General features: G+C 69.2%; 13 protein-coding genes. 7 read left to right on the top strand and 6 right to left on the bottom strand.

The features are described from left to right. Positions 1-2: 2 nt before the first annotated feature. Complete coding sequence (locus ASG69_RS07220; protein ID WP_056441593.1) at positions 3-839, bottom strand: alpha/beta fold hydrolase; 837 nt, start codon at positions 837-839, stop codon at positions 3-5. 89 nt (positions 840-928) lie between these two features. On the opposite strand from ASG69_RS07220, the gene ASG69_RS07215 reads away from it, so the two are divergent. Beyond that, positions 929-2,152: an alkane 1-monooxygenase gene (locus ASG69_RS07215; RefSeq protein ID WP_056441590.1), complete on the top strand. Its 1,224-nt coding sequence runs from the start codon at positions 929-931 to the stop codon at positions 2,150-2,152. On the opposite strand, the gene ASG69_RS07210 is transcribed toward ASG69_RS07215, so the two are convergent. Together ASG69_RS07210 and ASG69_RS07205 are read right to left on the bottom strand one after the other, a co-directional pair. After that, complete coding sequence (locus ASG69_RS07210; RefSeq protein WP_056441587.1) at positions 2,153-2,881, bottom strand: mycothiol-dependent nitroreductase Rv2466c family protein; 729 nt, start codon at positions 2,879-2,881, stop codon at positions 2,153-2,155. It lies immediately after the preceding gene. Positions 2,882-2,903: 22 nt separating this feature from the next. After that, positions 2,904-4,232: an ROK family transcriptional regulator gene (locus ASG69_RS07205; RefSeq protein ID WP_056441585.1), complete on the bottom strand. Its 1,329-nt coding sequence runs from the start codon at positions 4,230-4,232 to the stop codon at positions 2,904-2,906. Positions 4,233-4,551: 319 nt separating this feature from the next. On the opposite strand from ASG69_RS07205, the gene ASG69_RS07200 reads away from it, so the two are divergent. Both ASG69_RS07200 and ASG69_RS07195 read left to right on the top strand, forming a co-directional pair. Then, on the top strand, positions 4,552-5,439 hold the full coding sequence (locus ASG69_RS07200; protein WP_056442310.1) for a TauD/TfdA dioxygenase family protein: 888 nt from the start codon (positions 4,552-4,554) through the stop codon (positions 5,437-5,439). A 20-nt stretch (positions 5,440-5,459) separates the two neighbouring features. Then, the gene (locus ASG69_RS07195) at positions 5,460-6,227 is read left to right on the top strand and encodes an SDR family NAD(P)-dependent oxidoreductase (RefSeq protein WP_027506342.1); all 768 of its coding nucleotides are present in this window, start codon (positions 5,460-5,462) and stop codon (positions 6,225-6,227) included. Between the two features lie 22 nt (positions 6,228-6,249). Here the strand turns inward: ASG69_RS07195 and ASG69_RS07190 are convergent, their stop codons facing one another. Beyond that, on the bottom strand, positions 6,250-7,431 hold the full coding sequence (locus ASG69_RS07190) for a L,D-transpeptidase (RefSeq protein WP_037186261.1): 1,182 nt from the start codon (positions 7,429-7,431) through the stop codon (positions 6,250-6,252). A gap of 37 nt (positions 7,432-7,468) precedes the next feature. Next, on the bottom strand, positions 7,469-8,557 hold the full coding sequence (locus ASG69_RS07185) for a UDP-N-acetylmuramate dehydrogenase (RefSeq protein WP_082544305.1): 1,089 nt from the start codon (positions 8,555-8,557) through the stop codon (positions 7,469-7,471). 103 nt (positions 8,558-8,660) lie between these two features. Between ASG69_RS07185 and ASG69_RS07180 the strand changes: the two genes are divergently transcribed. The 4 genes from ASG69_RS07180 to ASG69_RS07165 are packed head-to-tail and all read left to right on the top strand — an operon-like array spanning position 8,661 to position 12,153. After that, entirely contained in the window at positions 8,661-10,253 is a 1,593-nt protein-coding gene (locus ASG69_RS07180) for a Rieske 2Fe-2S domain-containing protein (protein WP_056441582.1), read from the top strand. A gap of 9 nt (positions 10,254-10,262) precedes the next feature. After that, a complete protein-coding gene (locus ASG69_RS07175) occupies positions 10,263-10,781 on the top strand; it encodes a DUF2505 domain-containing protein (RefSeq protein ID WP_056441577.1) in 519 nt (172 codons plus the stop codon). Between the two features lie 22 nt (positions 10,782-10,803). Then, positions 10,804-11,307 (top strand): DUF2505 domain-containing protein, encoded by a 504-nt coding sequence (locus ASG69_RS07170; RefSeq protein ID WP_027506337.1) that lies wholly within the window; start codon positions 10,804-10,806, stop codon positions 11,305-11,307. Between the two features lie 54 nt (positions 11,308-11,361). Continuing rightward, on the top strand, positions 11,362-12,153 hold the full coding sequence (locus ASG69_RS07165) for a class I SAM-dependent methyltransferase (protein ID WP_414891209.1): 792 nt from the start codon (positions 11,362-11,364) through the stop codon (positions 12,151-12,153). Here ASG69_RS07165 and pabB read toward each other — a convergent pair. Beyond that, entirely contained in the window at positions 12,112-14,184 is a 2,073-nt protein-coding gene (pabB, locus tag ASG69_RS07160; protein WP_056441571.1) for an aminodeoxychorismate synthase component I, read from the bottom strand. The two genes, ASG69_RS07165 and pabB, sit on opposite strands and share 42 nt — an antisense overlap. Positions 14,185-14,192 lie beyond the last annotated feature (8 nt).

The raw sequence follows: 14,192 nt of genomic DNA, 5'->3' as shown, positions 1-14,192 counted from the left end.
GGTCAGGTCCGGCGGCCCAGCGCGTCGACGAAGTCCGTGACCTCCCCCAGGAACCGCGGCGGATCGGCGACGAACGGGCCGTGATCGACGCCCTCCCACCACGAGGTCGACGCACCGGGCACGACGGAGGCGGTGTGCCGACCCGCGCCGACGTCCACCACCGTGTCCGCCGTGCCGTGCATCACCAGGGTGGGGACGTCCAGCGCCGCCAGCGTCTCGTCGTGTCCCACGTCGCGCCGGAACACCGCGGACCGCACGCGTGGACGCGTCGCCAGGCTGGCGCCGAACAGTGCCTGAGCTGCGGCGCCGTGTCCTTCGCCGGGTCCGGTGAGGGCGTTGCCGAAACTCGCGAGCGCCCTGATGGCCACGCGCGAGTCCTCGCTCATCGCGCCGGGGATCGCCGCACGCATCGCCGTGCCGACGGCGCCGCCGGGTCGGTCCGGACCGATCGCGGTGATCGCCGCGACGAAGACGACACCCGCCACCGCACCGGTGCCGTACACCGACAGGTAGTCGCACAGCACCAGACCGCCGTAGGACCAGCCCAGCAGGACCGCACCCGAGCGGATGCCCTCCTGCTCGAGAACGGCGTGCACGTCCCCGGCCCACAGCGCGGACCGGTCGTAACCGACGTCGGGGGCACCGGACATGCCGTGCCCGCGCAGGTCCACCGCGATGACGCGGTACCGCTCGGACAGGTCGGCGAGGAGGTCGTCGCCCCAGCAGGCTCCGGTCTGGGCCCAGCCGTGCAGCAGCACCAACGGTCGAGCCGAGACGTCTCCCGTGACGCGGTAGACCAGGGATGTTCCGTCGCGCCCGAGCGCCTCTCGTATTGCCATGCCACCAACATATTGGGCGCACGTTGTGGGATGTCAGAAGGGCTCGTGCAGCGGCCTGAGCAGCGTCGACTCGTCGGTAAAGTTCCGTCGTGACCGAAACACACCAGCGCTCCATCTCGCCGAAGACGGGCGAATGGCGTGACCTCAACCGGTACTACTGGCCGTGGGCTCTCATCGCTCCGATGCTTCCGCTCATCTCCGTGGGCATCGTCTTCGGACTGCAGTGGTGGGCACCGGGAGTGTCACAGGTCGCGTGGTGGTCGGGTCCCCTGTTCCTCTACGTCGTGGTCCCCATCGCGGATCGCATCGTCGTCCCGTTCGACGAGAATCCGCCCGAGGATCTGGTCGAATCTCTCGAGGCCGACTTCTGGTATCGCGGCTGCGTCTACGCCTACATCCCCATGCAGTTCTTCGGCATCGGGCTGTCGTCCCATCTACTGACGGCCGACGACCTCTCGTGGCTCGGGCTCGAGAACGGCCTGTCACTCGCCTCGAAGATCGGCGTGGCGCTGACCATCGGACTCGTCGGCGGCATCGGCATCAACACGGCGCACGAGCTCGGTCACAAGAAGGTCGAGTACGAACAGTGGCTCTCGCGCATCGTGCTCGCGCAGAGCTTCTACGGGCACTTCTACGTCGAACACAATCGCGGGCATCACGTCCGGGTCGCCACTCCGGAGGATCCGGCGAGCTCGCGTCTCGGTGAGACCCTGTGGCAGTTCTACCCCCGCAGCGTTCTCGGCGGATTCCGTTCCGGGTGGGCACTCGAGCGAGATCGTCTGCACCGCACCGGGAAGCGCACCTTCTCCTTCTCGAACGCGAATCTCACCGCCTGGCTCATGAGCCTCACCCTGTGGGGTGCGCTGGTCGGCGTGTTCGGTGTCGAACTGCTGCCGTTCCTGGTTCTGCAGGCGGTGTACGGGATCTCGCTGCTCGAGGCCGTCAACTACCTCGAGCACTACGGGCTGCTGCGGCGCACCAAGGAGAACGGACGCTACGAGCGCTGCACTCCGGAACACAGCTGGAACAGCGACTACGCCGTCTCCGACATCTTCCTCTACCACCTGCAACGACACAGCGACCATCACGCCAACCCCACGCGCCGGTACCAGGTGCTGCGGAGCATGCCCGAATCTCCGCAGCTCCCAGCGGGTTACGCGCCCCTGATCCTTGTGTCGTACTTCCCGTTCCTGTGGCGGGCGCTGATGGACAAGCGCGTGGTCGCGCACTACGACGGCGACCTCCGGCGCTCCAACATCCAGCCCGCGAAGCGGGAGAAGTACCTCGCGAAGTACCCCGCGCCGACGCGGTAGCTACTTCTTCCGGCGCCGACTACCGCCGTGCCAGTCCTGCTGCACGCCCGCCTCGTCCTCGCTCACACCGAGAGCCCGCAGCTGGGGTAGCTCCCGCAGACTGCGCTTCAGTTCCGCGAATCCCGGGAACCGTGCCAGTCCCACGACGTGGTCCCACAACTCGACCGCGTCGTCGTCCGACGGGAGCCGGCTGATGACCGGGCCGAAGAATGCAACGCCCTCGGGCGGCTCGACGTGGATGATCGGTGTTCCGACGTCCTTGCCCGTGAGCGACAGCGCCTCGTCGGTCGACGCCTGGATCTCCTCGTCGAACGACGTGTCGTCCAGTGCCCGGACGTGATGCTCGGGCAGCCCGAGGCCGGCGAGGATCGGTGCGAGGAACTCGGCCGTTCCGCGGTGCGCGTGAGCACCGGCCTCGTCGGGCACCGGTTCCGCATCGAAGATCCGCGCGCCGAGCGCGGCGTACAGCGGGCCCATCGCCTCCCGGCCGTGCTCGGCCCGCACGCTCGCGGCAGCCCGGAGCAGCCGGAGTCCCGCAGTGTGTCCCGCCTCGTACTCCGGCGGGAAGTGCGTCGCGTAGTCGATGTGCGCGTTGAGTTGTCGCAGGGAGATGAAACTCCAGTCGACGGTGTAGTCCCGTTGCGCCTGGACGAGGCGGACCCACCTGCTGGTCATCCAGGCGAACGGGCACACCGGGTCGAAGTAGAACCGGAGATCGGGTGCTGTCATGTCCGCAGTATTCCCCGTGCGATCAGCGCTGAGCGTCGATCTTCCGCATCGTCACCACGGGATCGGCGTAGAGCGAGCCGAGGGACACCGCCGCCGCAGCGTGGTCCTGCACGCGCTTGCCGAAGCTGGTGACCCGCACTCGCCGCGACGTCGCGACCGAACTGGAGGACTCGAACGCGGCCTCGACGCGCTCCATCGCCGCCGGATACGCGGTGAACGCCTGACCGCCCACCTGCACGCTGTCGGGGTTGACGACATCGTGCACCAACGCCAGTGCGCGACCCAGCGCATCGGCGCGGTCGTTCAGAAGTCCCTGTGCCACAGTGGAACCCGTGCGCGCCGCCAGGTACACCGCAGCGATGGAACGCTCCGACTCCTCCAGCAGTCCGGCGCGCTGCGCCGCGGCCACGACGGCCCGATCGCTCACGGTCGCCTCGAGGCATCCCGTACGCCCGCAGTCGCACACGGCGTCCGAGCCGGTCGGTAGATGAGCGATCGACCCCGGGCCGCCCGCGGGGGTGTGCACCCGACCGTCGATGGTCAGCGCCAACCCCGTCATCTCCCGCGCATAGAAGTACAGCGACGTACCCGGCCGGCCGCCGACAGAACCACCGGCCTCCGGCCTTCCCGCATCCTCCGGGGCCGACTCCGTCGCGAGCAGCAACTCCGACGCCGCCATCGCCTCGACGTGGGGGGCCACGGCCACCACGGCACCGAGCCGCTCGCCCAGGACCGCGCCCACCGGGGCGTCGGACCAGGCGAGGCGAGGGTGATCGACGGTGCCCTTCTGCACGTTCACGCGGCCACCGATGGCGACACCCACGAACAGGATGCGGCGCCGGTGCCACCGTGCGGCGAAGGACGCGGCACTCTCCGCGATGGAGCGCAGTGCGCCGGCGTGCGGGCCGGAGGGTGTGGCGATCTCGACGCCGCCGAGCACGGTGCCGCGCAGGTCGACGGCGACGATGCGCGTGGTGGTCGCGCCGATGTGCACCCCGAGGGTGCACTGCCCCTCGTGGTCCACCTCCACCGGAACGCGGGGACGCCCGACGGCGCCGGACGTGGACAGATCGGCACGCTCACGCAGCAGCCCTGCGGCGATGAGCGCACTGACGTGGCGGTTGACGGTGGCGGTGCTGATGCCGGTGGCCGAGACGATGACGTCGCGCGACACGGGGCCGCGCTGCACCACGGCGCGCAGGACGACGGCGGCCGGAGTGTCGCTGACGCGCAGTTCGGGCGCGACGACGCGCGCCGGCCTCGGCCGGTGGGGACGTCCGTACGGGGACCGCGTGGCGGAACCCGGCGTACGAGGAGCAGAATTCTGGGCGAGAACGGTGGGGGCAGACATGGGAATCCCTCGAAAGCGAGACGGATGGGCCGGGAGCCTGGGAACGAGGCCGGTCACACCCGATCGTCGGACCTCACATGGAGGTCGTCCGTCGACGCGCGATCAGACTCGTGAGAGACCGCGTCGACAACAGAGTTCGCGAGCGAGAGGCAGACGGGAACCGAGCGCGGCGGTCACATACGTGACCCGCGGTGCGGACTTCCTCGCTGGTGCCATGACCGAAAAGTAGCACCGATGTCGCCGCGCTGCAGAATCGCCTGTTTCGCTCGAGGTGATTCGAAGGGTGGACAACCTGCGACTTCGGCATCACAGTGAGCCCATGAAGACCGTGAAACTGGGCGCGAACATCGGCGCACGCATCGACGACGTGCAGATCGGCGGCGATCTCCCGGACGAGATCGTGCACGAGATCAACGAGGCGCTGCTCGAGCACGAGGTCGTGTTCTTCCGCGGCCAGCATCACGTGGACGAGAAGGTGCAGTACGCGTTCGCCGAGCGGCTCGGGATCCCCACCACCCCGCACCCCACGGTCCGGTCGCGCGGAACCCGCACTCTCGCCATCGATTCCACGTACGACAAGGCGGACAGCTGGCACACGGACGTGACGTTCGTCGACCGCGTGCCGAAGGCGTCGATCCTGCGGGCCGTGCACCTGCCCCCGTACGGCGGCACCACCACGTGGGCGTCGGCGACCGCCGGCTACGAGCAGCTGCCGCCCGCGATGAAGGCCCTCGCGGAGTCGCTGTGGGCCGTGCACACCAACATCTACGACTACGCGGCGACCGCTGCCGAGAAGTCCGTCACGTCGACGGCCGAGCGCTACCGCGCGGAGTTCCGCAGCGAGTACTTCGAGGTCGAGCATCCCGTGGTGCGCGTGCATCCCGAGACGGGGAAGCGCGCGATCCTGCTGGGCCACTTCGCCAAGTCGTTCCCGGGCCTCTCCTCCAAGGAGTTCCGCGCACTCTTCGAGCTGCTGCAGGACCGGGTGACCCGCCTGGAGAACACCATCCGGTGGTCGTGGGAGCTCGGCGACATCGCCATCTGGGACAACCGGTCGACCCAGCACTACGCCGTCTCCGACTACGACGACCAGTACCGCCGCCTCGAGCGCATCACCCTCGCGGGCGACGTTCCCGTCAGCGTGCAGGGCGAGTACTCGCGCGTCGTCGCCGGCGACGCGTCGGGCTACAGCGCGATCGCGAGCTGACGCGATCTAGCCTGGTTCCCATGACCAGCGTTCCGACGACACCGTCGACCCAGACCGACCGCCCCACCGCCGTCGTCACCGGAGCCAGCTCCGGGATCGGCGCCGCCACCGCGCGGACACTCGCCGCCGGCGGCTATCACGTGGTCGTGGGCGCCCGCCGCGTCGACCGCCTCGAGGCACTGGCCGAGGAGATCGACGGCACCGCCCTCGCCCTCGACGTGACCGACGAGGACTCCGTCGCGGCCTTCACCTCGGTGCTGCCGCGTGTGGACGTCCTGGTGAACAACGCGGGCGGCGCGAAGGGCCTCGCCCCGATCCTCGAGGCGGACCTCGACGACTGGCAGTGGATGTGGGAGACCAACGTCGTCGGCACGCTGCGCATGACCAAGGCGCTGCTGCCCAAGCTGATCGAGTCCGGTAACGGTCTCGTCGTGACCATCACGTCCATCGCCGCGTTCGAGACGTACGACAACGGCGCCGGGTACACCACGGCCAAGCACGCACAGGGCGTGCTGCACCGGACGCTCCGCGGCGAATTGCTGGGCACGCCCGTGCGTCTGACCGAGATCGCTCCGGGCGCGGTGGAGACGGAGTTCTCCCTCGTCCGCTTCGACGGTGACGAGGAGAAGGCCGCGAAGGTCTACGAGGGCATCGACCCGTTGGTGGCCGCCGACATCGCCGAGGTCATCGGCTTCGTGGCGTCCCGCCCCTCGCACGTGAACCTCGACACCATCGTCGTGCGCCCGCGCGATCAGGCCCCGAACGGCCGTTTCAGCCGCCGGACCTGATTCTCACGCGGCAGTCCGACTCTCACGCGGCAGTCAGGGCGCTCATGCTCTGCCATGTGGGCCAGTCGATCGCCCAGTCGTAGATGTCGCCGTCCGCCGCCGAGAGATCGATGCGCGTGCCGGTGACCTCGACGGGGTCACCGTAGACGGCCATCTGGAAGTACGTCTGCGCATCCTCGGTGGAGAGGTTGATGCAGCCGTTGGTCACGTTGGACGAGCCCTGTACTCCCGTGGTCAGCGGATTGGCGTGGATGAACTCGCCGTTGTTCGAGATGCGGGTGGCCCACCGTTCCCGCACGTTCTCGTAGTACGGCGGGTTGGACATCAGGAAGTCCTCGTACTTCTCGGTGACGACGTGGATGCCGCTGCGCGTGACGTTGCGATCCTCGTTGCCCTCGCCGTAACTCACCGGGATGTCCATGACGGTCTGGCCGTCGCGCACCACCTGCATGCGGTGGCTGGTCGCATCGGCGACGACGACCTGGCTCCGACCGATGGTGAAGTTCACCGTGACGTCCGAGTCGCCGTAGGCGCCGCCGCCGTAGTTCACGCCGTAGAGCTTCGCCGACACGTCGACGGTGGTGCCGGGGGCCCAGTAGTTCTGCGGACGCCAGTGCACGCGGGACCCGCCGTCGTCGGGTAGCCAGGCCCACGAGCCGGCCGTCGGCGGATTCGTGGTCACCGTCAGCGCCTTCTCGACCGCTTTCTTGTCGACGATCGCGTCGTCGAACTTCAGGATGATCGGCGCCGCGACACCGACCTCCTGGCCGTCACCGATGTTGGTGGAGACCGACGTGATCGACTGCGGCGCCACCGTGCCGAGAGTGCCCTCGACCGGCACCGGCTTGCCGTCGCTGCCGACTGCCGTCCCTGCCCACGTGTAGACCGCGTCGTACCCGAGGGGCTCGGTGACGGTGAACGTCGTCTTCGCCGGGTCCAGCGTTCCCGCGACGGCGCGGCCGTCGGCGGTGGTGAGCGACACGGCCTCGAAGGTGCCGTTCGCGACCGAGACGGAGATCGGAGCGGTGGGTGAGACGTCGGTCGCACCGGCCGCCGGTGCGTAGGTCACCGCCGCCACGGGCGCGGCCTCGGTGGTCGGCGCGGCGCTCTCCGAGGACCCGGGTGTGCCGGAGCACCCCGCGACCAGCGCGATCACGAGTGCCAGCACGGCCAGGACGGCTGCGTACGGTGTTCTCCCCTGCATCTTCACGGGGACGACGTTACCTGTGGCAACAGACCGATCAGTCGAGCGTGCAGTTCACCAGGCGACACTCGGGGGTCAGCGTGATGCCGTACTTCTCCTGCACACCCGCGCGCACGTGTGACGCGAGGGCGGTGACGTCCGCTGCACTCGCGCCGCCCCGGTTGGTGACGGCCAGGACGTGGCGGGTGGAGAGGGTGGCCCGTCCGGTGCCGACGCGCTCGCCGTACCCGCGGGAGAACCCGGCGTGCTCGATGAGCCAGGCAGCACTGAGCTTGATGCCCTTCGGGTCCGTGAACTGCGGCGATCCGAGCGCCTCGGGCGGTACGGACGACACGATCGGGTTCAGGAAGAAGGACCCGACACTCCACGAGTCGTGCTCCGCCTCGTCCCACACCATGCCGCGATCGGTCCGCAGAGCGATCACGGCATCGCGCACCTCGCGCGCCGAGACGCTCTCTCCGATGCGCACGCCGAGCCGCTCGGCGAGCGCCGCGTACCGCACCGGCGCCGACTCGGCGCTGCGTCGGAGCGCGAACGTGACATCCACCACGACGTAGCGATCGGTGTACTTGAACGCCGACGACCGGTGCGAGCCGAAGCCGCAGCGTGCGTTGTCCCACACCTCGACCTCCCCGCTCTCCCGGTCGAGCACCGTCACCGACTCGAGCCAGTCCGAGGTGGAGGCGCCGTACGCGCCGACGTTCTGCACGGGCGTTCCGCCGGTGCTGCCCGGGATGCCGGAGAGTGCCTCGATGCCGGCGAGCCCGTGATCGAGCGCGGTGCGGACGACCAGATCCCACTCGACTCCGGCGTCCACGTGCATCCTGGTGCCCTCGACCCGGAGCCCGGACGTCGCGACGCGGACGACGGTGCCGTCGAAACCGTCGTCTCCGACCAGCAGGTTCGAGCCGCCGCCGATGACGAGCACCGGAGTTCCGGCCGCGTCGGCGCTGCGTACGGCGTCGACGAGCTCCTGCGAGGTGGTCGCCTCGACGAGACGTCCGACGGGGCCACCGACGTGGATCGTGGTGAGGTCGGCGAAGGACACGGGGCGGTGCGCGGCCGTCGCGGAGCCGGGATCGCCGGTCTCCGGGGCCGTCGCGGACTGGAGGGGACTGCTCGTCACGGGGGTGAACGCTACCCGGCGCTGCCCCCGCCTCGTCGTGAGCACCGGGTGTGCACGCCTACCATGGTCACCGAACCAGGTTCCATATTTCGGGAGGATTCACGTGCAGGTCACCAGTGTCGGACACGCGGGATTTCACATCCAGACGTCTGCGGGGTCCATCCTGTGCGATCCGTGGGTCAACCCCGCGTACTTCGCGTCGTGGTTCCCGTTCCCCGACAACTCCCAGCTCGACTGGGACGAGCTCGGCAACTGCGACTACCTGTACGTCTCGCATCTGCACAAGGACCACTTCGATCCGAAGCACCTGGCGAAGCACGTCAGCAAGGACGCGGTCGTGCTGCTCCCCGACTACCCGGTGCCGGACCTGCGCACGGAGCTGGAGAAGCTCGGTTTCACCAGGTTCTTCGAGACGACCGACTCGGTCAAGCACACGGTGTCCGGCCCCAAGGGCGACCTCGACGTGATGATCGTGGCGCTGCGCGCTCCTGCCGACGGACCCATCGGCGACTCGGGTCTGGTGGTGAGCGACGGTGAGACCACCGCGTTCAACATGAACGACGCCCGGCCGGTCGACCTGGACATGATGACCGAGGCCTTCGGACACATCGACGTCCACATGCTGCAGTACTCCGGCGCCATCTGGTACCCGATGGTCTACGACATGCCGCAGCGCGCCAAGGACGCGTTCGGGACGCAGAAGCGGCAGCGTCAGATGGACCGGTGTCGGCAGTACATCGAGCAGGTCGGCGCCACGTGGGTCATTCCGTCCGCAGGTCCCCCGTGCTTCCTCGACGAGGAGTTGCGCTCGCTCAACGACGTCTACGGCGATCCGGCGAACATCTTCCCCGACCAGATGGTGTTCCTCGACCAGATGCGCCGCCACGGCCACGACAAGGGCCTGCTGATGATGCCCGGAACCACGGCGGACTTCGCGGGTTCCGACCTGAACGAGCTGGCGCACCCGCTGCCCACCGACGAGGTGGAGGCCATCTTCACCACCGGCAAGGCCGACTACATCGAGGCGTACGCGCAGCGTCAGGCCGACGTCATCGCGGCCGAGAAGGCGTCGTGGGCGACCGCAGCCGGCGAGCCGCTGCTGGGACCGCTGCGCGCACTGTTCGAGCCGATCATGGCGCAGACCGACCAGATCTCCGACGGCATCGGATACCCGGTGGAGCTGAATCTGACGGGCAGGCCGGAGGCCGGTCGACCTCCGGTGGCTGCCGACAGAGTGGTGCTCGATTTTCCGAAGCGGATCGTCCGCGAACCGATCCAGGACGAGAAGTTCCGCTACACGTTCGAGATTCCGGCCGAGCTGGTCCGCACGGTGCTGCGGGACGGGGAGTCCGACTGGGTCAACTCGATCTTCCTGTCGACGCGGTTCCGGGCGAAGCGGGTCGGTGGCTACAACGAGTTCCTGTACACGTTCTTCAAGTGCCTCACCGACGAGCGCATCGCCTACGCGGACGGCTGGTTCGCCGAGGCACACGACGACACGGCCACCATCGTCAAGGACGGCTGGGAGATCCAGCGGCGCTGCCCGCATCTCAAGGCGGATCTGTCGAAGTTCGGTGTCATCGAGGGCACCACGCTCACGTGCAATCTGCACGGCTGGGACTGGAACCTCGAGACGGGCAAGTGCCTCACGTCGAAGGGCCACCCGCTGCGGTCCGAGCGCGCCGCACAGAGTTAATCTCAGCTCATGCCACGCAGGTTCGATCACACGGTCCCGTCCACGCTCGCCGCGTCCGACGTCCACGCCGCCCTCACCACCGAGCAGTACTGGACCGATCGGCTCGAGGCCGTCGGCGGCCCCAAGGCACAGCTGAACGACGTGACCGTCGCAGGCGACGACGCGGACAGCCGCACGGTGTCGGTGTCGATGACCCAGGCCATCGCGGAGGAGTTCCTGCCCGGCGCCATCACCAGCATCCGCCCGGGCGATCTGATCATCCACCGGACCGAGTCGTGGGGTTCCCTCGACGCGCAGGGCGCCTCGGGCACCTTCGAGGCCAAGGTCGAGGGCGCCCCGGCGTCCATCACGGGCACCCTGGCACTGCGCTCGAAGGGCTCCGCATCGAGCCTGACGGCGACGGGTCAGGCCGAGGTCAAGGTGCCGATCTTCGGCGGCAAGATCGAGCAGGCGGTCATCGAGCAGGTTCTCGCGCTGATCGACGCCGAGCAGGAGTTCACCGACACCTGGGCGCCGGAGCACCTCTGACTCACCGGTAACCTCATCGACCATGGCACGTCGCATGAACTACTCGGCTCGTCTCCCGTTCACCACAGAGCAGGTGTACGGGGCGCTGACGACGCGTGACTACTGGGACGCGGTGATCGAGGAGCTGCGCAAGTACTCGGAGAACGAGCTCACGCGCTTCGAGGTCACGGCGGACGGTGTCGACGTGGTCATGCGGCACATCATTCCGCGCGACACGCTGCCCGACGTCGCGCAGGCGGTGATGAAGAAGGACATGGTCATCACCCGCAACATCCATCACGACGCGTACTCGGAGACCACCGCCGGGAAGTACGACGCGTCGATTCCCGCCGGCCCGGGCAGCCTCACCGGCACGACGTCCCTCTTCGCCACCGAGGCCGGCTCCACGTTGCGCACCACGTCCGAGGCCAAGGTGTACATCCCCTTCATCGGCGGAAAGCTCGAACAGTTGATGCTCGTCAACCTCGTCGATCTGTGGCGGGGCGAGGGCGAGGTCACGCACGACTGGCTCACGAAGAACGCCTGACCGGCGGGTAGGCCGGAGGCCGGTCGGGATGAGCGGAACGAACTGCTGGGCACTGTGATCTCCCGGATCGGTCCGGAGGGTGTGGTCACTCGCGGGACGACCAACATCAACCGGCTGCGGCGCAGTGATCGCCGACTGGTGCACGATCCCGACGTCCGAGCGTTGCTCCGCGGCGCGGCGCGTCCCCTGGTCGTCGACCTGGGCTACGGCGCCAGTCCGGTCACCACTCTGGAGTTGGCCGCGCGACTGCGCACCGTCCGTGCGGACGTCGCCGTCGTCGGGCTGGAGATCGAGCCGTCCCGCGTCGTCCCCGATCGGGACGGTGTCTCCTTCCGCCGCGGCGGCTTCGAACTCGCGGGACTGCGGCCACACCTGGTGCGCGCGTTCAACGTGCTGCGTCAGTATCCCGAGGACGCGGTACCGGGTGCGTGGGCACGCATCACCTCCGCTCTCGCGGACGGCGGCCTCCTCGTCGACGGCACGTGCGACGAACTGGGGCGTCGGGCCACGTGGGTCACCGTGGACGCGTCGGGACCGCGCAGTCTGACCATCGCCTGGGATCCGTTCACGGTGGAGCGGCCGTCGGACATCGCGGAGCGGCTGCCGAAGGTCCTGATCCACCGCAATGTCGCGGGCGAGCGCGTGCACGAGGTGCTGCGGGCGGCCGATCGGGCGTGGGACGTGGCGGCGCCGCTGGCACCGTTCGGACCCCGCGTGCGGTGGCGTGCGGCGCTGACAGCCCTGGCGGCGCAGGGACTTCCGGTCACCGTGCCGCGCCGACGACTGCGGGACAACGTGCTCGCGTTACCGTGGTCGGCCGTCGCTCCCGCCGAGGACACGCAGTAGCGCGTCGGCCTTGAGGTGCATCTCGTCCACCTCGTCCTGCGGGTCGGACAGCGAGACGACGGCGCCGCCCGTTCCCACCGACGCCCGGCCGTCCGCGAGCACCACGGTCCGGATGACGATGGACAGGTCCGCCGCGCCGGTGAGCGAGAACCAGCCCAGCGCACCGGAGTACACGCCGCGCGGCCCGCCCTCGAGGCGGTCGATGATCTCCATCGTGCGGCGCTTCGGGGCGCCGGTCATCGATCCGCCCGGGAACGCCGCGCGCACACAGTCGACGGCCGAGAGCCCCGGGCGCACCCGCCCCTCGACCGTCGAGACCAGTTGGTGCACATGGGTGTGGCTCTCCACGTCGAAGAGCACCGGCACGTGCACCGACCCGGGCACGCACACCTGATTCAGGTCGTTGCGGACCAGATCGACGATCATGATGTTCTCGGCGCGGTCCTTCTCGCTCGTCGCCAGGTCGAGGCGCGCGGCCGCGTCCTCCGCCGGCGTGCGCCCGCGAGCCCGAGTTCCCTTGATGGGCTTGGAGTCCACGACGCCCGACGCCGTGATCCGCAGGAAGCGCTCCGGTGACGCGCTGAGTATCGCCAGCCCGGGGAATCGCAGGAACGCCGCGTACGGGGCGGGACTGGCGCGCCGCACCGCGAGGTAGAGGTCGGCGGCGTCGCCGTCGAACGGCACGCTCATCTCGTTGGTAAGACAGATCTCGTAGCTCTCCCCCATCGTGATCTGCTCCAGGCAGTCCGCGATCGCCGCGCGATACGCGCCGTCGTCGTGCCGGGTGTCGATCACCGACGGCAGCGCGCCGAGGGGGGTGTCGGACACGGCCGGGCGACCGCGCTCCGAACGGGGCAGCGCGGTCACGGCCGCGGCGGTCTCGTCCAACCATCCGAGCGCCGCGGTGTCGTCGCCACCGACGAGTGTGAGGGTGAGCAGATAGGTGCACCGATCGCGGTGGTCGAGCGTGATGAGCCTGTCCGCGAACATCATTCGCGCATCGGCCGTCGGCGAGGCATGCGCCGCCGCTCCGCCCGTCTCGGCCTTGAGCTCGTAGCCGAGGTGACCGACGTACCCGAGGGCGAAGTCGAACGGCACCGCGGGCACCCGGTCGACGGCCCGCGCCGCGATCTGTTCCCCGAGGTGGTCGAGGAACGACGTGACCGTCTCCTCGGTCGTGCCGTCGGCGGTCGTCGTCGTCACGCACGAGGTGGCGACGTCGTACGACACGTCCTCCGCCAGTGGGCCGTCACCGGGTCCGAGGTAGGAGAACCGGGCACTGCCGTCGAGCTCGGCGCTCGAGTCGAGCCAGAACGTGGACCGTCCGCGGAGTGGGCGCGCCACCTCCTCGGGGTCCGGTAGAACGTCGAGACGGCGCACGAGCACCCGGTAGCGGGGGTCGCGCACGACCGGGTCACGCGGCGCCACGGTCGGCGCGGAGGTGTGGGTGCTCGGGCGGGCGTCCCGCGCGAGGTCGAGAAAGTTGGCGATCACCTGCAGTCCACGTTCCGTGCCGATCGACTCGGGATGGAACTGCACTCCCCACAGCGGCCGTGACCGATGACGCAGCGCCATCATCACCCCGTCGTCGGTCCACGCCGTCGCCTCGAGCTCGTCGGGCAGGGCCGTGACGGTGAGGGAGTGGTACCGCACCACGCGCAGGGGCGACGGCAGGCCGGCGAAGAGATCGGTGCCGTCGTGCCGCACGTCGGACATCCGGCCGTGCATGGGCTCGGGTGCCAGATCGACGACGCCACCACAGCTGTCCGCGATGCCCTGATGCCCCAGACACACCCCGAGAAGCGGCAGACCACCGTCCCGGATCACCCTGCTGCTGACGCCCATGTCGGCCGGGCGACTCGGGCGGCCCGGGCCTGGCGAGACGACGACGGCGTCCACCCGGTCCAGCGGGAGGGAGGACCACGGGACGTCGTTGTGCACGACGATGGGGGCGGTGCCGGACACCTGCTCCAGGTACTGGGCCAGGTTGTGGGTGAACGAGTCGCAGTTGTCGATCAGCAGCGTGCGCATGAGAGGAA

The sequence above is a fragment of the Rhodococcus sp. Leaf225 genome, assembly GCF_001426145.1.
Classification (GTDB): domain Bacteria; phylum Actinomycetota; class Actinomycetes; order Mycobacteriales; family Mycobacteriaceae; genus Rhodococcoides.
This window is presented reverse-complemented; position numbering and strand designations above follow the sequence as displayed.